17 protein-coding genes are annotated in these 19299 nt (G+C 38.0%); 7 read left to right on the top strand and 10 right to left on the bottom strand.

Features of this window, described 5'->3' with window-relative positions:
• The first annotated feature begins 48 nt into the window (after positions 1 to 48).
• Genes STRINF_RS08780 through STRINF_RS08795 form a run of 4 tightly spaced genes read left to right on the top strand, consistent with a single transcriptional unit; the run spans position 49 to position 3017 of the window.
• On the top strand, positions 49 to 813 hold the full coding sequence (locus STRINF_RS08780; protein WP_006532763.1) for an amino acid ABC transporter ATP-binding protein: 765 nt from the start codon (positions 49 to 51) through the stop codon (positions 811 to 813).
• 10 nt (positions 814 to 823) lie between these two features.
• Entirely contained in the window at positions 824 to 1636 is an 813-nt protein-coding gene (locus tag STRINF_RS08785) for a transporter substrate-binding domain-containing protein (protein WP_043878445.1), read from the top strand.
• Between the two features lie 16 nt (positions 1637 to 1652).
• Complete coding sequence (locus STRINF_RS08790) at positions 1653 to 2357, top strand: amino acid ABC transporter permease (RefSeq protein ID WP_006532765.1); 705 nt, start codon at positions 1653 to 1655, stop codon at positions 2355 to 2357.
• 12 nt (positions 2358 to 2369) lie between these two features.
• Positions 2370 to 3017 (top strand): amino acid ABC transporter permease, encoded by a 648-nt coding sequence (locus STRINF_RS08795; RefSeq protein ID WP_006532766.1) that lies wholly within the window; start codon positions 2370 to 2372, stop codon positions 3015 to 3017.
• A 37-nt stretch (positions 3018 to 3054) separates the two neighbouring features.
• On the opposite strand, the gene STRINF_RS08800 is transcribed toward STRINF_RS08795, so the two are convergent.
• The 4 genes from STRINF_RS08800 to STRINF_RS08815 form a co-directional block, all read right to left on the bottom strand.
• Positions 3055 to 3663, bottom strand: coding sequence for a TVP38/TMEM64 family protein (locus STRINF_RS08800; protein WP_006532767.1), 609 nt, complete (start codon positions 3661 to 3663; stop codon positions 3055 to 3057).
• A gap of 212 nt (positions 3664 to 3875) precedes the next feature.
• Entirely contained in the window at positions 3876 to 4178 is a 303-nt protein-coding gene (locus STRINF_RS08805) for a hypothetical protein (protein ID WP_006532768.1), read from the bottom strand.
• Between the two features lie 201 nt (positions 4179 to 4379).
• Entirely contained in the window at positions 4380 to 5858 is a 1479-nt protein-coding gene (locus STRINF_RS08810; protein WP_006532769.1) for a sensor histidine kinase, read from the bottom strand.
• The gene (locus tag STRINF_RS08815; RefSeq protein WP_006532770.1) at positions 5830 to 6522 is read right to left on the bottom strand and encodes a response regulator transcription factor; all 693 of its coding nucleotides are present in this window, start codon (positions 6520 to 6522) and stop codon (positions 5830 to 5832) included. Before STRINF_RS08815 ends, STRINF_RS08810 begins: the two co-directional genes overlap by 29 nt.
• A gap of 204 nt (positions 6523 to 6726) precedes the next feature.
• On the opposite strand from STRINF_RS08815, the gene STRINF_RS08820 reads away from it, so the two are divergent.
• The gene (locus tag STRINF_RS08820) at positions 6727 to 9093 is read left to right on the top strand and encodes an HAD-IC family P-type ATPase (protein ID WP_006532771.1); all 2367 of its coding nucleotides are present in this window, start codon (positions 6727 to 6729) and stop codon (positions 9091 to 9093) included.
• Position 9094: 1 nt separating this feature from the next.
• On the opposite strand, the gene STRINF_RS08825 is transcribed toward STRINF_RS08820, so the two are convergent.
• On the bottom strand, positions 9095 to 9970 hold the full coding sequence (locus STRINF_RS08825) for a DUF3114 domain-containing protein (RefSeq protein ID WP_006532772.1): 876 nt from the start codon (positions 9968 to 9970) through the stop codon (positions 9095 to 9097).
• A gap of 81 nt (positions 9971 to 10051) precedes the next feature.
• Between STRINF_RS08825 and STRINF_RS08830 the strand changes: the two genes are divergently transcribed.
• On the top strand, positions 10052 to 10567 hold the full coding sequence (locus STRINF_RS08830) for a TetR/AcrR family transcriptional regulator (RefSeq protein ID WP_006532773.1): 516 nt from the start codon (positions 10052 to 10054) through the stop codon (positions 10565 to 10567).
• 110 nt (positions 10568 to 10677) lie between these two features.
• Complete coding sequence (locus STRINF_RS08835) at positions 10678 to 12447, top strand: oleate hydratase (RefSeq protein WP_006532774.1); 1770 nt, start codon at positions 10678 to 10680, stop codon at positions 12445 to 12447.
• An 82-nt stretch (positions 12448 to 12529) separates the two neighbouring features.
• Here the strand turns inward: STRINF_RS08835 and STRINF_RS08840 are convergent, their stop codons facing one another.
• The 5 genes from STRINF_RS08840 to STRINF_RS08855 all read right to left on the bottom strand — a co-directional run bounded on the left by STRINF_RS08840 (position 12530) and on the right by STRINF_RS08855 (position 19225).
• Positions 12530 to 13900, bottom strand: coding sequence for a right-handed parallel beta-helix repeat-containing protein (locus STRINF_RS08840; protein ID WP_006532775.1), 1371 nt, complete (start codon positions 13898 to 13900; stop codon positions 12530 to 12532).
• A 48-nt stretch (positions 13901 to 13948) separates the two neighbouring features.
• A complete protein-coding gene (locus tag STRINF_RS10685; RefSeq protein ID WP_006532776.1) occupies positions 13949 to 14431 on the bottom strand; it encodes a hypothetical protein in 483 nt (160 codons plus the stop codon).
• A 161-nt stretch (positions 14432 to 14592) separates the two neighbouring features.
• Entirely contained in the window at positions 14593 to 16539 is a 1947-nt protein-coding gene (gene thrS / locus STRINF_RS08845; protein WP_043878446.1) for a threonine--tRNA ligase, read from the bottom strand.
• Positions 16540 to 16890: 351 nt separating this feature from the next.
• Positions 16891 to 18225 (bottom strand): glycosyltransferase family 4 protein, encoded by a 1335-nt coding sequence (locus tag STRINF_RS08850; RefSeq protein ID WP_006532778.1) that lies wholly within the window; start codon positions 18223 to 18225, stop codon positions 16891 to 16893.
• A gap of 1 nt (position 18226) precedes the next feature.
• Positions 18227 to 19225 (bottom strand): LTA glycolipid anchor biosynthesis glycosyltransferase, IagA/BgsA family, encoded by a 999-nt coding sequence (locus STRINF_RS08855; protein WP_006532779.1) that lies wholly within the window; start codon positions 19223 to 19225, stop codon positions 18227 to 18229.
• Between the last annotated feature and the right edge of the window lie 74 nt (positions 19226 to 19299).

Here is a 19299-nt window from a genome sequence, read left to right on the forward strand (position 1 = left end):
TGTTAAAAAACCTAACAAGAAATTCTTATCTTTGAAAAGGAGACAAGTGTGGCACTTATTGAATTTAAAAACGTTGAAAAATACTATGGCGACTATCACGCCCTCAGAAATATTAACCTAGAAATCGAGAAAGGGCAGGTCGTAGTTCTTCTTGGCCCATCAGGTTCTGGTAAATCAACTCTTATCCGAACAATGAACGCACTCGAATCAATCGAAACAGGTAGCTTAAAGGTTAATGGACACGAATTAGCTAACGCTTCTGCCAAAGATTTGGTGCAACTTCGCAAAGAAGTTGGCATGGTATTCCAACATTTTAACTTATATCCGCATAAGACGGTGTTAGAAAATGTGACTTTGGCACCAATTAAGGTTCTTGGTAAATCAAAACAAGAAGCTGAAGCTATCGCTGAGCAATACTTGACTTATGTTAACATGTGGGATCGTAAAGATTCATTCCCAGGAATGCTTTCTGGTGGACAAAAACAACGTGTGGCAATTGCTCGTGGTTTGGCAATGCAACCAGAGTTATTGCTTTTTGATGAGCCTACTTCTGCTCTTGACCCTGAAACAATCGGTGATGTTCTTGCTGTTATGCAAAATCTTGCCAAAGAAGGAATGAACATGGTCGTTGTCACGCACGAAATGGGATTTGCCCGTGAAGTTGCTGACCGCATTATTTTTATGGCTGAGGGGGAAATTTTGGTAGATACTACTGATGTCCAAGGTTTCTTTGACAACCCAACTGAACCACGTGCTAAACAATTCTTGAGCAAAATCATTAATCACACAAGTGACACTGTCTCTCAGAAATAAGGAGATGCTTATGAAGAAAAAACTAGGTTTAGCCATTTTAGCCAGTCTGTCACTTATTTTATTGACACTTTTTACTGGCAAAACAACATTTGCAGATAGCGTATCTGAACAAGTCAAAAAAATTCAAGACGCTGGCGTTTTAAAAGTCGGTGTTAAACAAGACGTTCCAAACTTTGGTTATTATTCAGCCGAAACTGGAAAATACGAAGGTATGGAAGTTGATTTAGCTAAAAAAATCGCTAAAAAATTAGGGGTTAAAGTTTCATTTACAGCAGTTACTCCTCAAACACGTGAAGCACTTTTAGATAATGGACAAATTGACATTTTGATTGCAACTTATACTATTACTGAAGAACGTCAGGCTTCTTATGCGATTTCTGACCCTTATTATTATGATGAGATTGGTTTCTTGGTTAATAAATCAAAAGGTTATGATAGCATTGCTGATTTGGACGGCTTGACAATCGGTGTTGCCCAAGGTTCAACAACTAAATCAGCTATTGAAGAATATGGTGAAGCACACAATCTAAGCTTTAATTTTGTTCAACTCGGTTCATATCCAGAATTAGCCATTTCACTTTATGCTAATCGTATCAGTGCTTTCTCTGTTGATAAATCTATCTTGACTGGTTATGTCAGCAAGAAAACAGAAATCATTGACGAAGGGTTCAACACTCAAGAATACGGTATCGCAGCAACAAAATCTAATCAGTCTGTGATTGATTACATCAATGACTTACTTGCTGATTGGAAAGCTGATGGTAGTTTGCAAAAACTTTATGACAAATACGATTTAACGCCTGCAACGGCTGACGATAATTAAGAGAGGAGAGATTGACATGTTTTTATTAACCGAAGCTGCAAGTCCATTTGCCCTCTCACGTTGGGCAGATTTCTTTGCCAATTTTGGTGAATTTGCAAAAGGCTTCTTATATACGTTGGGAATGTCTATTTGCGCCTTGATTTTAGCTTTTGTTTTAGGGGTTATCTTTGGTGCTATGTCATCATCTAAGAATAGAGTTCTAAAAGCAATTGCCCGTGTTTATGTCGAAGTTTTCCAGAATACACCTCTTCTAGTGCAATTCGTTTTCGTTTATTACGGTCTTGCCATTATGACTAACGGTGTTATCATGATTTCAACATTCTTCACAGCTGTTCTTTGTGTTGGGATTTACCACGGTGCTTATATCGCCGAAGTTATTCGTTCGGGGATTGAAGCTGTGCCAAAGGGGCAAACAGAAGCTGCTCTTTCACAAGGATTCACTTATAGTCAAACCATGAGTTTAATTATCCTGCCACAAGCTGTGCGTACTATCTTGCCACCACTAACTAACCAAGTGGTTAACTTGATTAAAAATACTTCTACTGTTGCTATCATTTCAGGAGCAGATATCATGTTCACAGCCAAAGCTTGGGCTTACGAAACAACCAACTATGTTCCTGCATTTGCTGGTGCAGCACTCCTTTACTTCATCATGTGCTTCCCACTAGCAACTTGGGCGCGCCACAAAGAAGAAGAAAACAAAAAATCATATTCAATTTAGGAGGAGAATTAAATGTCAGTATTAACACCGACCAACCTTAGCTTCATCCTCCAAGGATTGTGGCTAACCATTTATATTTCATTTATTTCCATTGTACTCTCAACGCTTATTGGAACGGTTCTTGCCGTCATGCGAAATGGAAAAAATCCTGTACTTCATTTGATTTCAAGTATCTATATTGAATTTGTCCGCAATGTACCAAACTTGCTTTGGATATTCATTATTTTTCTTGTTTTCCAAATGAAGTCAACACCTGCTGGTATCACAGCCTTCACTGTCTTTACCTCTGCTGCTCTTGCAGAAATCATTCGTGGTGGTTTAAATGGTGTTGACCATGGACAAACAGAAGCTGGTCTAGCTCAAGGAATGACAAACTTCCAGATTTTTATCTACATTGTCTTCCCACAAGCTTTTCGTAAAATGTTGCCAGCTATCATTTCACAATTTGTAACAGTTATTAAAGATACTTCACTTCTTTACTCTGTTATCGCTATTCAAGAATTATTCGGTAAAAGTCAAATCTTGATGGGACGCTATTTCGAAGCCAGTCAAGTCTTTACCCTTTATGCTCTTATCGCTGCCATTTACTTTGTGATTAACTTTAGTATTTCAACGATTTCTCGTCGCTTAGCTAAAAAATGGGAAAAAGCAGCCGAATAAAATAACAAAAAGCTCCAGCTTTAAAGCTGGAGCTCTTTTATTGGAATAAAGTAAGCAAATAGCTAAGTCCTTTGTAACCAATAATCGTATAGAGATAGAGTGTGACAGGTTTTGTAATCAGGAAAATCGTAACGAATTTCTTAAACGACATTTTCGATAGCCCAGAAACCATGCAAAGAAAGTCATCTGGGAAACCAGGTAGAGCAAAAGCAGCTCCAAGAATCATCGCATAAGATTTCCCGTTATTCTTATCCAAATAACCAATATACTTATCGTAAGTCTCTTGGGAAACAAAAGCCTTCACAAATGTTTCTCCGTAACGTCTCGCTAAAGCAAAGGCGATAAGAGAACCAATAAAGATACCGGTGAAGTTATAAACGAATCCCCAAATCGGACCAAAAGCAATATAACCGATCACACTGGTCATCCCACCAGGAACAATTGGATAAATTACCTGAACCACTTGCAAAGCCATAAAAATCAGCGGTGCAAAGAGGCCAAGATTTCCTAAATAACTTTGGAAAAGCCCGCCAACTTGGAAGTAAGCTGGGTGCTGTTTGAAGAAAATAAACAAAGCAATGGAGATAATAAATCCAATTCCAGTTAAAATCTGAATGTATTTTCTCTGTGATCCTGTTTCTGTCATCGCAGCCCCTCCCTTAATTGTCGTAGTCTTATCGTCGCCAACTGATGAGTTTTAACCCAAATACTTCTAATAGGTAACTAATCAAAGCAAGTGGTAAAACGATTAATAGCAATATATACATAATCTTCTTTTTCATTCTGATATTACATTCAATTCAGCAATAAGATTGAATTCCTCTTTCATTTCATTCTTTACCAAGACCAAGCCAAGGCTTATTTTTTCTTGTAGTGTCGTTCGATGATAGAACCTGAAGAAGCATTGATAGTATAGGCATATGATTTTGAATTTGTTTCTAGTTTAACCACATAAGTTGCTGCTAAACCAGTTCTACTTTTTACGAATTCTTGTGATTTTATATCCTTACTCTTAATTCCTGCGTTTTGGTAAGCAATTTGTTTGATATCATTTGTCGTTAACTTATAGCCAAATTGATGATAAGCATAAGTTCCTAAAAGCCCCAAAGCAAGTGAACCAAGTAAGACAAGAATAGCCCAATACTTCTTAATTCCTTTCATCTTTTCCTCGCTTCAATATTGTATCCATATTATAACGAAGATTACTTGAGAAAGCTTGGATAAAGTTTCGAAAAGCTGTGGCAAAAGTGTGGCAAGTTTTGGCCTCAATTTAGTTTATCTTATTTTAAGGAATCTCCCGCTTACAAAAGTGTAAGAAAAGAAAAACACCCATCTAGATACTTAATCTAAATGGGGATTTCTCTAATATTGTCGCAGTGGAAGTCTAATGATAAAACATGTTTCTTGGTCATCTGAAGTCACTTGAATCTCACCGTGATGGCGGTCAATGATTTCCTTAGTGATGGCAAGTCCAATACCAAAATGGCCTCCCTCACCTTTATAAAAGCGTTCAAAAAGATGAGCTTTATCCTTATCAGAAATAGCTTTTCCATCATTTGATAAGCGAATTTCAAGCATTTGATTTTCTAACAATTCACAAGAAATGCTAACTATCTTTTTAGCGTAACGAACCGCATTTGATAAGATATTAGCAATAGCTCGCTCGATAAGTTTTTCATCAGCTTCAATATCTAGATAGTCAGAAGCAAATCGATGTTCAAAGACAAGACCATGCGCATCTGCTTTAGCTTTTAAGTGCCAACTCACATCGTAAAGTAAATCAACCATATTGAAGTTTTCTAGTTTCAAAGGTTGCTGAGCGGATTCCATTTTGGACAAAGTCAAAATACCATCAACCAGCTCTGCCATTTTCCTGCTTTCGTCTAAAATCACACTAGCAGCTTCTTGGTCATCCGCAGCCACTCCTTCTTTAATAGCCTCTGCATAACCTTGAATGGACATGAGCGGAGTGCGCAGCTCGTGAGAAGAATTTTGAAAAAAGAGTTGCTGACTGCGCTGGTTAGCATCAATCATGTCATTCATCTTCTCAACAGTCTGACCAACTTCGTTAAATTCACGGTAAGCAAAATTTTCTGGCTGCAAATCACCTTCACGGTTACCGACGCGTAAAATGTAAGATTTCAAAGCCCCAAAATGCTTATCTAATTTCCGTGAGGTTAAGAAGATGGTTATGATAGCAATCAAACCAACAATCACCATCAGCGAAAGCAGAAGGTAATTGATATAGGTTTCAAAGTCCGCAATCGGAGTGACATTAGCAAAGACAAAGACATAATAGTTTTGCGACTTACTGTCATCACTATCTTGCTTGATATAACTTTCTGAAAAGGTACCAGGATATTCTTGCATCTTAACCATATAAGTCGAATCATAGACCTTGACCTTTTTAAAATGCTGCGAACTATTATCAAATTCATCATCAAACCAATCAATCGACTTGTTATCTGAAAAGTAATCAACGACTTTCTCAGAAATTTGCTTTTCAGATAGATCATAGGTTGATGCTGAAATATATTTGATGTCAAACTTTTCATCAACGATGGCATAAGTAGTTTCAAAGATGTTACCATCTGAAATTTTTGGCAAATCCTCACCGACATACAGTGCATCTAAAGTATCGTATTGATTTTGAATCGCTGTAAAAGCTTCTTCAGCCAGAAACAACTTTAATAGCACATTAAAGACAAGCAAAATAATAGCAAAGGAAGTAATCAAAATCGTCAGTGGCTGCAAAAATAAGGTCGTTCGAAAACGCGATTGCCACCTTTTCTTCTTTAAGTGACTGTCTTTTTTAGTCTTTTTTCGTGAGCTTGAACCCATAGCCCCAAACCGTTTCAATAAGGACATGACTCTCAACCCCTCTCAATTTTTTGCGCAGGCGTTTGATGGTATCATCTGTCACACGTGTCTCGACGTCACTTTCATAGCCCCATACTTGACTCAAAAGGTCATCACGCGATATTGCCTCCTCGCTATGTGACAACAAAACTTTCAATAGCTCGAATTCTGTATTGGTCAGCTTGATGTGTTTTCCTTGATAAGTTGCAGAGCGGTCCTTATCTGAAAGCTCCAAACCTTCATAAGCAAGAGGTTTAGCCTCTTCATTTGTAGCTTCTTTAGCTACTGGTTGACGTGCCAAAATGGCTCTGACACGCAAACTCAATTTCAAGGGTGAAAATGGTTTGGTAAAATAATCATCAACCCCAGCTGAAAATCCCTTCACAAAATCATCATCACTATCACGCGCAGTTAAAAGAATAATCGGCACCTCAGAGCGTTTACGCAACATAGCCGCAATATTAATACCACTTGTTCCTGGCATCATGACATCAAGAACAACCACATCCGCTTCTTCTTCCATAAAACGTAAAAGCAACTGATCACCCGTTTCAAAGACTTCAACTTCTAAGCCTTGATCGCGTAAAAATGAGGCAATCAAATCACGAATATTCTTCTCATCATCTGCTACATAAACCTTTGCCATAGAACACCTCGACTTGCTTAATTTCTTACCTTCATCATACCATAATTCCTCTCAAAAGCTCCAAAGCTAGCTAAACTTGCCACAAAAATCTTACAATTTGAGTCCCTGTTTTTCCTTGATTTCCCTGAAAAAGTAAAATAGAATTACCCTGACCTAGTAAGAATTATTAGATTTTTTAGTATTAGATTTCAGGAGATAGCAAAAATGGATGAAAAAATGATAGCAAATAAGATTTCTGGCTTATCAAGCAAAGAGGTTGAAGAACGTCTAAAAAATGGTCAAAATAATAAAATGGTCGACGAAAATGCGGCAACAACAAGCTCTATCATTCGCCAAAATATTTTCACCTACTTCAATTTAATCTTTGCCATTATCAGCTTATTATTGATTATCGCTGGTTCTTTTAAAAGTTTAACTTTTTTACCTGTTATTATCATTAACATTATCATCGGAATCGCTCAACAACTGCGCTCTAAAAAAGTATTAGACCAGCTGAATGTCATTTCAAAATCATCCTACCAAGTTATCAGAGATGGAAAATACCAATCTGTCCCTATTGATGAATTGGTGCTTGATGACATCATTTTACTAGATGAAGGAAGACAAATTCCTGCCGATGCCACTTTAGTCGATGGGAAAGTATCTGTCAACGAATCTCTTCTAACAGGTGAAGAAGATGAAATCGAAAAAGTCATCGGTAGCGATTTAAAATCAGGTAGTTCTATTATCTCAGGAAAATGCCTCGCAAAACTAACCGCAGTCGGAAACGATTCATATGCCGCCAAACTAACACAAAAAGCTAAAGAAGTTAAACACAAAAAAACAGATATGATTCGCGCTATCGAAGGCATCATCAAATTTGCCGGAATTATCATTATCCCCATTGGTATTACCTTATTTAGCCAATCACTGTTTTTAAATCACAAAACATTTAGTGACAGTATCGTGTCAACAGTCGGCGCTCTAATCGGTATGATTCCTGAAGGACTTTATTTATTAATAACCGTTGCTCTTGCCATCAGTGCAATGAAATTGGCTAGAAAAAAAGTTCTGTTACACGATATGAAAAGTATTGAATCTTTAGCTCGTGTTGACATTTTATGCGTGGATAAGACAGGAACCATCACAGCCAATAAAATGACCGTAACAGACCTTATCTTACCTGAGCATGTCGCACGAAAAGATTTAACCATTAACCAAGAAATTCTTTCTAAATACATCAATACTATCCCTGATTCTAATATTACAATGTTGGCTTTGCGAGAATATTTCACCTCGAAAGAAGCTTTTAAAAATGCTGAAGCGACCCCATTCTCATCCAAAGTCAAATATTCTCAAATCAAAACAGAAAATGCCACTTATCGTTTAGGAGCTCCAGATATCTTACTAAACCAGGACATGCTAGAAGTCAATCAAACCAAACTCACTCAATATGCTTCAGACGGTAAACGCATCTTAGCTTTAGTTGAAATGACCAAAGATCATGCTGTACCACTTCTATTTGTAGCTATAAAAAATGATATTCGAGCAAATGCTAAAGAAATTTTTTCATTCTTCAATGAAAACGACGTTGCCATTAAAGTCATCTCTGGTGATAACCCTCTAACCGTTTCAAGAATTCCTAACCAAGCAGGAATTTTAGATTCAGAAAACTACATCGATGCCAGTACTTTAAAAACTAAGGAAGACATTGAAAAAGCTGCGCTAAGTCATACCATTTTTGGGCGAGTGACTCCCGAACAAAAGAAAGATTTGGTGCTTGCCTTCAAAAAGAACAAATACAAAGTCGCAATGACTGGAGACGGTATCAATGATATTTTAGCGATGAAAGAAGCTGATTGCTCAATTGCAATGGGAAGTGGTAGCGAAGCAGCTCGTCAAGCAGCCCAGGTGGTCTTGCTTGATTCAGATTTTTCAAGAATGAAAGATATTGTCTCTCAAGGTCGCCAAATTATTAATAACATCACTCGTTCAGCAACCTTATTCTTATACAAGAATATCTTTTCAATGTTGCTAGCTATCTTTTCAATCATTACGATTTTTACTTATCCCCTTGCTCCTACTCAAGTCTCTCTCATTTCAATGTTCAATATCGGGATTCCAGCATTCTTACTGTCATTAGAAACAAACACTGTCAAGAAAAATCAGAACTTCCTAAAAGAAACTATTCTGACAGCTCTTCCAGCTTCGCTCACTTCATTTTCAGCCATTGCTTGCTTGGTTGTATTCGGTCAATTGTTTGACATTTCGCAAAGCAATATTGGTATTGCTAGTACTTATCTACTTGCTGTTGTCGGTTTCTTGATTTTGAGAAATGTTTCAAGACCTCTCAACAAGTATAAGATTTCTATTTTTATCACTTGCTTTGCTGGTTTCATTATTTGTAGTCTTATTCCATCGCTACGCTCACTATTCATGCTAAATGAATTCAGCAATGAAAGCATGGTGCTTTGCCTCATTTTTGCTCTTGCTGAAGTAACCGTGATGAGAAGCTTGACTTTCTTATTTGAAAATATCCCAAGCGCTCTTTCGAAATGCCGTTTGGTTATTCAAAAACTGTTCGCAGATTAAGCTACGAACAGTTGTGTAAATCTTTTCGAAATCTTTGAATCAATTGTTTTACCATTTGATAGCTGCTACGCCCTTGTCTGGCGTAGTGGCCTTTTTTATTAAAATAGCTGCGCTCCCAATCCATATGACGACGATGCTTAATCCAGAGCGGGGCTAGAAAAGTATTGCCTTGATTGGCTAAAATGCGCTTACGAAAAAATGGGTCATGACGTTTTATCGCTGCAACGTCAAGTTCATAGTGTCTCTGGTCGTTATGATTGGCGTAGTTAAAACTAGCTCCGTTAATAATACCATTATGAGTCTGACCTTGCGGATCGATTTCATTAGCAAAATGCCCCCTACTATCTAAGATAAATTCTGTGTGAAAAGCCAGCAAAATTTTTAGATTAATTGGCAGCTCAAATCCTAAAATGACATGTTTAGGTGCTTTATTATGGAGCCTAGCTGATTCTGTCAAATCAAAATCAAATCGCCTCCGCCAAAACCGTCGCTCTTTTTTATCTTTTAAGTAAGCTAACATCGATTGCCAATCTGACTTAGCAGGAAATTCTTCTCTGATCCACTGAGCTTGGTAGGCTGAAATCACATAGCGAAATTGATGAACTTGGTGCGATAATAAATTATCCTCAGTCATGCTCTCTCCTGGGTAAGCTACTTGAACTAGTCTTGCTAACTCACTCCAAAAAAGGTGATTTGGCGAAAGGTTATCCGAAAATTGATTTAAAAGCTTACGAGTCTGGGCAATCTCGCCAGATAATTCTTCTGGCATTTCTAAGATGTCCATTAATTCTTGTAATACAAGTCGTGCTTTGTCACTTGTGCTTGCAGCTTTGCTATTTTCCCAAAAGTAGAAAAAGTCTTTATCTCCGATTTTCATAGGTCAATTATAGCACATTACAGCACTAACACCTTTTTTAAAGGGGCTTATGATAAAATAGTTATAGATGAAGGGGAATTTATGAAGACATTAACTGAAGAGGCCTTTGCCCGCACTTTAAAAGACATTATGCAGGAAAAATCCTTTGACAAAGTAACTGTGACAGAGTTGGTTCAGCGCATGCATGTCAATCGTCAAACCTTTTACTATCATTTCAATGATTTGTATGACCTGCTTGAAAAGATATATATTTCAGATGGTGAGCAAATGATTGGTGATAACCGAACAGACGATTCTTGGGAAAAAGGCATGCTTGCGATTTTTCAATACATTTTAGCCAACAAAGCGTTTGTCTGCAACACCTATTATTCTATCAATCGTAATTATTTGGAGCATTTTTTATATGACCGAGCTTATGACTTAATCAAACCAGTACTAAAAGCCAAAAATCCTGACTTAAGTGCCAGCGAACTTGATTTTAGGGTTCATTTTTGCAAATATGGCTTGGTTGGTTTTATCCTTGATTGGATTGATTCAGGATTGCAAGAAAATCCTGATACCTTAGCCAAGCGTATTTATCAACTTTTGAATCACTAGACAAAGTCAGCTAAGTGTCAAAAATTTAGACAGGAAAGATTTCCTGTCTATTTTATTTTCTCAAAGAAAGCGTTTTAATAAAAGTAATTTTAACAAAGGAGTTGACATGTATGTATTATTCAAATGGTAATTATGAAGCATTTGCTCGTCCTAAAAAACCTGAAAACGTCGATGACAAATCAGCCTATATTGTCGGAAGTGGCTTAGCAGCTCTTTCTACAGCAGTCTTTCTTGTCCGTGATGCCCAAATGCCTGGCGATCACATTCATATTCTAGAAGAATTGAGCCTTCCCGGTGGTAGCATGGACGGTATCAAAAACGATCGCTTAGGCTATATTATTCGTGGCGGTCGTGAAATGGAACCTCACTTTGAAGTGCTCTGGGACTTATTCCGCTCCATTCCTTCCCTTGAAAATCCAGACCATTCAATCTTGGATGAATTCTACTGGCTCAACAAAGAAGACCCTTGTTATGCCAAGACGCGTATCATTTGCAATCGTGGTAAAGCTCTTCCTAACGATGGTCAACTAACCCTTTCTGAAAAAGCTATCAAGGAAATGATTGATTTGATTTTGATGCCTGAAAGCAAACTGGAAAATGTTCAAATCGACCAAGTTTTTGATGACGAATTTTTCAATTCTAATTTCTGGCTCTACTGGTGTACAATGTTTGCCTTTGAACCTTGGTCAAGTGCCATGGAAATGCGCCGCTATCTCATGCGCTTTATTCAGCACGTTGGCTGCCTCAAAAATCTTTCTTCTCTTCGCTTCACCAAATACAACCAATACGAATCTTTGATTTTACCAATCGTCCACTACTTATCTGAACATGGTGTTTATTTTAGTTATGATACTACCGTGACAAATATTTTAGTTAACCGCAAAGGCAATAAAAAAGTAGCAAGCAAGCTTGAATTTACAAAAGCAGGTCAAGCAAAAGAACTCTTTTTAAGTGAAAATGATTTGGTCTTTGTCACAAATGGTTCAATCACCGAAAGCACAACTTATGGTGACAACGACCACCCAGCACCTGTTAAACACGAATTAGGTGCTAGCTGGGAACTCTGGCAAAAATTGGCTGCCCAAGATGAAAGCTTTGGTCACCCAGAAAAATTCTGCCAAAACATTCCAGATGCTAACTGGACTATCTCAGCTACCATCACTTTCAAGGACAAACGTATCGCACCTTACATCGAAGCCGTCAACCACAAAGACCCATACAGTGGCTCAATCGTAACCAGCGGTCCAACAAGCATTAAAGATTCTAACTGGCTCCTTGGCTATTCTATCAGCCGTCAACCGCATTTCAAAGTTCAAAAAGATAATGAACTGGTCGTTTGGCTTTACCCTCTTTACACAGACCGTAAGGGAAATTACATTGCAAAACGCCCTGATGAATGTACTGGTAAAGAACTTTGCCAAGAATGGCTCTACCACATGGGAGTCCCTGAAACTGAAATTGCAGAAATTTCTGATACTGCTTCAACTATTCCTTGCCACATGCCTTACATCACTACTTACTTCATGCCACGTGGCTTAAATGACCGTCCATTAGTAGTGCCAAAAGATAGTCAAAACTTAGCCTTTATTGGTAACTATGCTGAAACACCTCGTGACACTGTCTTTACTACAGAATACTCTGTCAGAACCGCTATGGAAGCCGTCTACACACTACTTGATGTTGACCGAGGTGTTCCTGAAGTCTTCGCATCCGCCTTTGATGTTCGCATGCTACTCAATGCTCTTTACTATCTAAATGACCAAAAATCACTAACAGAAATTGATATTCCTTGGGCAGAAAAAGCCGTCCTCAAAGAAGCTCTTAAAAAAGTGCACGGTACTTATATCGAAGAATTACTCAAAGAATACCACTTGTTATAATCATCCATAACAAAGTTTTTATCACTAAAATAGCTCCTCGATTGAGGAGCTATTTTTTAGATTTTCACAATGCTATGCCAGATTAATAAATATTAAATCCAATTTTGCCAGGAATTTTATTAGCTTGGCAATTAGCAATAATCGCATTTTTAGTATTTTCAACTGACTTGCGAATAGCTGATTGACTGCCAGATGATGGTGTTGTGACAGAACGGCCACTTGGTAATTTATCACCACTCTTACCAGCAAAGCCTTGAACAGCAGACCATGCTTTAATGGTCAATGGTTGAATGTAATAGTTATAACCATTATCAAATGCCACACAGTGGTCTAAATAAGCTGTAACGGAACTGTTGTTATTATCAAAACCTTTTTTAGCTTCATCAAAAGCAAGACAGTATGACAATTTACGTGTCACACTTGATTTTGAATTGACAGAACCAAGTTTAAAGCTATTTGGATTACCGTCAAATGAATTGCCAGTCCAAGCTGAAAGACTAATCGTACCAGCGTCAGTCTTGATGAAGTTTCCAGTTGGCAAAGCAAATTTCCCTTTTGCGTAATTTGAAGCAAATGAGCCATCCTTAGCTTTGATGAGTTGAACCAGATGAAGATTTTCATCTAAAGCTTTTTTGTGGTCAAAATCATATTTTCCAGTAAAGACATCAGGGTTACCGTTATTCCAAACTGCACAATTCGTGTAAGTGATATCTGGTGTCACATCACCTACTTTATCAAAGGAATCCCAACCATCATCAGAATTATCCCAAGCATAACAGTAAGTAAAGGTATTGCCGCTACCTGCACCGAGTTTTGGTGCAAAGCCGTCAGCATTTCCGCCGCGAGTGTAGACATCACAGTTACGGTAGCTGTAAACCGCTTCGATCGTATTACGATAAGCACCAGCAGTTACTTGCAAACCAGCATCGTTGTTATATCTAACAATACAATTTGAAACCTTGTTATTACCAGCAGATTTTCCCTTGATTTGGATACCGTTATCTGGCGCATGCTCAATAATCAGATTTTGAAGAGTGTAGTTTGAGCCAGAAATTCTGACACCAGCTGCCGCATCTGATGAAGCTTTACCGATGTATTTTGCCATAAAGTTTGAAAAATCAAGCTCTGGGTAAGAGCCATCCGCATTTTGCACACCGATGATTTGAACATTAGCATTTGCTTTAGACAAAGCAATTTGCCCGTCACAAGCAATCTTGTTTCCCTTCACATAAACCTTTCCGCCACCAGCTTTTTCAACTTTTGAAATAGCAGAGCGAAGATTGTTATAAGTTGAGACTATCACGCCATTTGAAGCTGCTAATGAAGAGGAGATTAAGCTTTCATCAGCACTTTCTGTTTGGGACAAATCAACTTCAGTTGTCTCACTTGAATTGCTAGTAACATCACCTGATTGGCTTTCTGAAACGGCATCATCAGATGACGTTGATTCCACCTGAATACTAAATAAATCAAGGTCAGCATCTTTAGCATATAAATAAAGCTAACCAGCTTCACCTGAATAAGTGTAAGTTACTTCACTGGCTTGCACACCTGCAGTCAGATTGGTTAGGTCTTGACCTTGGCTATCAGCTAAAACGAGATGCCCCTCATTAGTCTGTGAAGTACTTTTCAAAACGACTTTAATCACATCGTTATCTGATACTGAAAATTTCAACGAAGCTTTATCCTTACTACCTGTAGCATTTAACTGCAATGCAGATGTATAATTACTTTCTGAAACATTAGCTTCTTCTGCTTTAATGGACAATGATGACTCTTCATTTGCTAATAAAGTCAACCCATCAATCTTTTTTTCAGACTTTAGCTGACCCAAATCTTTAAATGAAGAATCACTAAAATTCCAAGCTACCGAAGAATCGGCTTTAACAATCACTGGACCAGGTCCTAAATGAGACAAAAGCGTAGCTAATGCTATTAAAAGACCAAAGCCAAGCGACAAAAAATGTTGCTTAAAGTTTCGCATATTTTAACTCCTCCTTTTTTGCGAACGCTTTCTTTATTTTAACATTTCATTTTAGCATTCTTAGTTTTTTGCAAATCTGGAAAAATCATCCGTTAAAAAGACACAAAAAGAAGCCCCGCAGGACTTCTTTTTTACCGAATTTATTATGCAAATATAAGGAATTATTCAGCGTCTGGACGTGATTTACGATCGATGTCAGCAAGGATATTTTCTACAAACTCATCGATTGATTCAGTGTGAGTTTGTTTGCTTCCGTAACGACGAACGTTAACAGTCTTATCAGCCATTTCTTTATCACCAACGATTAATTGGTAAGGAATTTTCTTAGTTTGGCTTTGACGAATCTTAAGTTGCATTTTTTCGTTACGTTCGTCAACGTCAACACGAACACCTTTGTCGCGAAGAACTTTAGCAATTTCCCAAGCGTAGTCAACGTGAGCTTCGTTAGAAACTGGGATAACAGTTACTTGGTGAGGAGCAAGCCATGTTGGGAATGCACCTTTGTAGTTTTCAATCAAGATAGCTGTGAAGCGTTCCATTGTTGAGATAACACCACGGTGAATCATAACTGGACGGTGTTCTTCACCATCAGCACCGATGTATGTCAAACCAAAGCGTTCTGGAAGAAGGAAGTCAAGTTGGATTGTTGACAATGTTTCTTCGTTACCAAGAGCAGTTTTCACTTGGATATCAAGTTTTGGACCGTAGAAGGCAGCTTCACCTTCAGCTTCGAAGTATTCAACGCCCATTTCATCCAATGCAGCTTTCAACATTGATTGTGCATTTTCCCACATTTCATCGTCATCATAGTATTTGTGAGTATCTTTAGGGTCACGAAGTGATAGACGGAAACGGTATTCAGTCAAGTTGAAATCTTCGTAAACGTCGATAATCAATTGAAGAGCTTTTTGGAATTCTTCTTGGATTTGTTCAGGAGTTACGAACAAGTGACCATCGTTAAGTGACATTTCACGAACACGTTGAAGACCTGACAAAGCACCAGATTTTTCGTAACGGTGCATCATACCGATTTCAGCGATACGGATTGGCAATTCACGGTATGAGTGCACGTGGTATTTGTAAACTTGAATGTGGTGTGGACAGTTCATTGGACGAAGAACAAATTCTTCACCATCACCCATGTCCATTGTTGGGAACATGTCTTCACGGTAGTGATCCCAGTGACCTGAAGTTTTGTAAAGATCAACTGAAGCCAAAGGTGGAGTGTAAACGTGAAGGTATCCTGATTCAACTTCTTTATCAACGATGTAACGTTCCAAAGTACGACGGATTGTAGCACCATCTGGTAACCAGAATGGAAGACCTTGACCAACTTCTTGAGAAATCATGAACAAATCAAGTTCTTTACCAAGTTTACGGTGGTCACGTTCTTTAGCTTCTTGACGTTGTTTAAGGTAAGCTTTAAGGTCTTTTTTATCGAACCAAGCAGTACCGTAAACACGTTGCATCATAGCGTTATCGCTATTTCCGCGCCAGTAAGCACCAGCAACGTTCAATAGGTGGAAGACTTGGATACGACCAGTTGAAGGTACGTGTGGACCACGGCAAAGGTCTGTAAATTCACCTTGAGTGTAAACAGTAAGTCCGCCTTCATCTTCACCATGTTCTTCGATCAATTCAAGTTTGTAAGGATCGTTTTTGAACAATTCACGCGCTTCTTCGATAGAAATTTCTTTACGAACGCATGGAAGGTTTTCTTTAACGATTTTTTTCATTTCTTCTTCGATACGAGGAAGGTCTTCGTCAGTGATTTGACCTGATTTGTTATCAGTATCGTAGTAGAAACCATTTTCGATTGCAGGACCTACACCAAGGCAAAGGTCTGGGAAAAGACGTTTTGCTGCTTGAGCAAATAGGTGAGCTGCTGAGTGACGTAAGATACCTAGAGCATCTTCGTGATCAGGTGTTACGACTTCAATGCTACCATCTTCAGTGATTGCACGAGTGGTATCAATCAATTCTCCGTTAAATTTACCAGCCAAAGCTTTTTTAGCTAGTGAATTACTGATACTTTGAGCAATTTCAAAAGTTGTTACACCAGATTCAAATTCGCGCACAGCGCCATCTGGAAAAGTAATTTTAACCATACTATTCTCCTTTAAAAGATTAACATTGTTGAACATTCCTTTTTGGGAACCGGGTAAAAGGAATGTGATGAGTTTACAAGATTTTTTTCCCGAGATAAAAGAAAAACGACGTCCCGAAAGGACGTCGTAACGTGGTTCCACCTTCATTTATCTACGACAAAAAAGAGTCGTAAACCTCAAATCAGCTATATCGTAGCTACCGTTTTATGTTTGCATAAAAAGCAAAGGAAGTAGTATTGAATCAGCCAATCTTGCACCCTTCTCACCAACCGGCACTCGCTCTAAAGATTGAACCCTGTTCAACTTGTCTTCGATAGTTATTATAACACGAATTTTTTATTTTTCAAGAATTTAATCAAGGAAATCTCGAATCGAATTAATCAAGCGTTTTGGAGCCTTAAAAACTTTCGCAGATGTCTTAACCGTTGCTTTAGCTGCTTCTGCTGGTATTTTAATGGCAGAATGCGCTAATTTAACAGAAGTTTTCTCTTTTTGGCCACGAACTGTCAATGAAAATTTTTCTTTTTTCTTGTTCTTAGCAGAAATCAAAACATCCAAATAAAACGCATAAACTGATTTACCAAAGTGTTCAGCGGAGATGGCATACATTTTAGCTTGATAAGCTTTATCATCCAAAGCTGGTGTATTTTTAATGGCATCTAAGATAGCATTTGCCAAATCTTCTTCCTGATAAAAGAGTGTTCCAAACATTTTCTGGTCAATAATATCATCCAAGTAAGGATTTCCGTGTGCGATAACTGGCGTTCCGCTAGCAAGACTTTCCGTATAAGTCAAACCTTGAGTTTCACTAGTTGAGGCTGAAATGAAGAAATCAGCCGCTTTATAATAAATTGCAGTTTCTTCGTGAGCAACCATTCCCGTGAAAATCACACTATCTTCAATGCCAAGGTCTTCAACCATTTCTTTCAAGGCTGACAAATATGGTCCGTCACCAACAATCACTAGTTTTACACGGTCATTTTGAGCTAAAACATCTGGAAATTGTTGAACAATTGCTTGAATATTTTTTTCATAAGAAATACGAGACAGACTAAGTAACATTGTCTCGTCCTCAGCAATTCCAAGTTTTTCACGAAGCGCTAGGGCATCTTCTCTTGTAATGTCCTTACGTTCATACTCTTCCACACGAATACCTGTCGGAATGACACGTTTTGGAATCTTGATATCATAACCATCAAGCAAATTTAACACAATACGAGATGGACAAATCACGCCGTCCAAGTCATTCATATAACCACGCATGACGTATTTGACCATACCTGGTTTGATGATTTTTCCTTTAGCAATATACCCTACATAGTCTTCATATTGTGTGTGATAAGTGTGGACTACTGGGATACGAAGAGCTGCAGCAATCATTTTTCCAAGCATTCCAACACTAAATTCCGTTTGGGTATGAATAATATCTAGTTTATATTGTTTGGCAATTTTATAAGACGAAATCAATCCACGATAAACAATGCGGCGATCTGTAAATGAAATAAAAGGCACACTAGGAAGTCGGATAATCGTTGGATCTTCATAGCGTTTCACCGCCTTGTCTGTGGTTGTAAAGATATAAACCTCGTGTCCCTCTTTTTCTAATTCTTCCTTAAGGGTGCAAATACTAGTCGCAACCCCAGAAACTTGAGGGAAATAGGTATCCGTGAAAAGACCTACTCTCATTTTACAACTCCATTACTTTGTGATACACATCAACTAATTCATGAGCAACTTTATCGATACTGCGACTCTGAGCAATATGATAACCTGCTTCTTGTTTCTCGCTGTTTCCTGATAGAACCTTGCGAAGGGCTTTGACAAAACCATCAACGTCATCTGCTAATTCAGCACAGCTATTATCAACCCAGCCATGATAAACCGGGATATCACGTAAAACAACATGTTGGTGACTAGCAAACGCTTCAAGCACAACAATACCTTCAGTTTCTTCACGACTTGGGAAGAAGAATACATCTGCTCCGCTCATGGCCCCCTCAAAAACATCACCTTTGATGTAACCAGCAAAAATTACATTATCAGGGTGTTTACGTGTCACAATACTTCTAACTTTATGCGGGATAACCCATTTATTAGTTTCGCCAAACCAGATGAAACGAACGTCTGGCATTTGCTCAGCAACTTTAACAAAGTCATCAATACCTTTACGCATGAAATAAAGCCCTGCACAAATCACAACTTTTTCATCTGGTTTAATACCAAAATGACGTCTAAAAGCTTCTTCTTTAGCTGGATTTGGAACATAACGAGACAAATCAATCCCATTTGAAACGGCATAAATCGGCTTGTCAACGCCATAACCACTAATTAATGATTTTGAGTATTCAGTCGGTGTAATAATAGCATCCGCATTATTATAGAAATGACAAAGATACCATCTAAAAATTGGTGATATTAAATTAGAGCCGATAAAAGAGTCGCGAAAATCTTCCTCGGTAGAATGACCATGCATCAACACTTTTTTACCCGCTTTTTTGGATTTTTTCAATAATTTCCAACTCTTAAAACCATAAGTATTGATATGAACCAAATCATAGTCATCGTTTGGATTTGTTGTATAATCTTGGCCAACCATGCTAAGAGCACGCTCTTGGTGCTTGATGGCACGACCAATTCCTGATTTTCTTAAATAATTTTCGGCTTCCAAATACAGTAAAACTTTCATAAATTCTATTATAGCTTATTTTGTTAATTTTTTTCACTAAGACTAAAAAAAATCAGCCCAAAGACTGATTTTGT

Origin of the sequence: Streptococcus infantarius subsp. infantarius ATCC BAA-102, from assembly GCF_000154985.1 — a bacterium.
GTDB lineage: Bacteria > Bacillota > Bacilli > Lactobacillales > Streptococcaceae > Streptococcus > Streptococcus infantarius.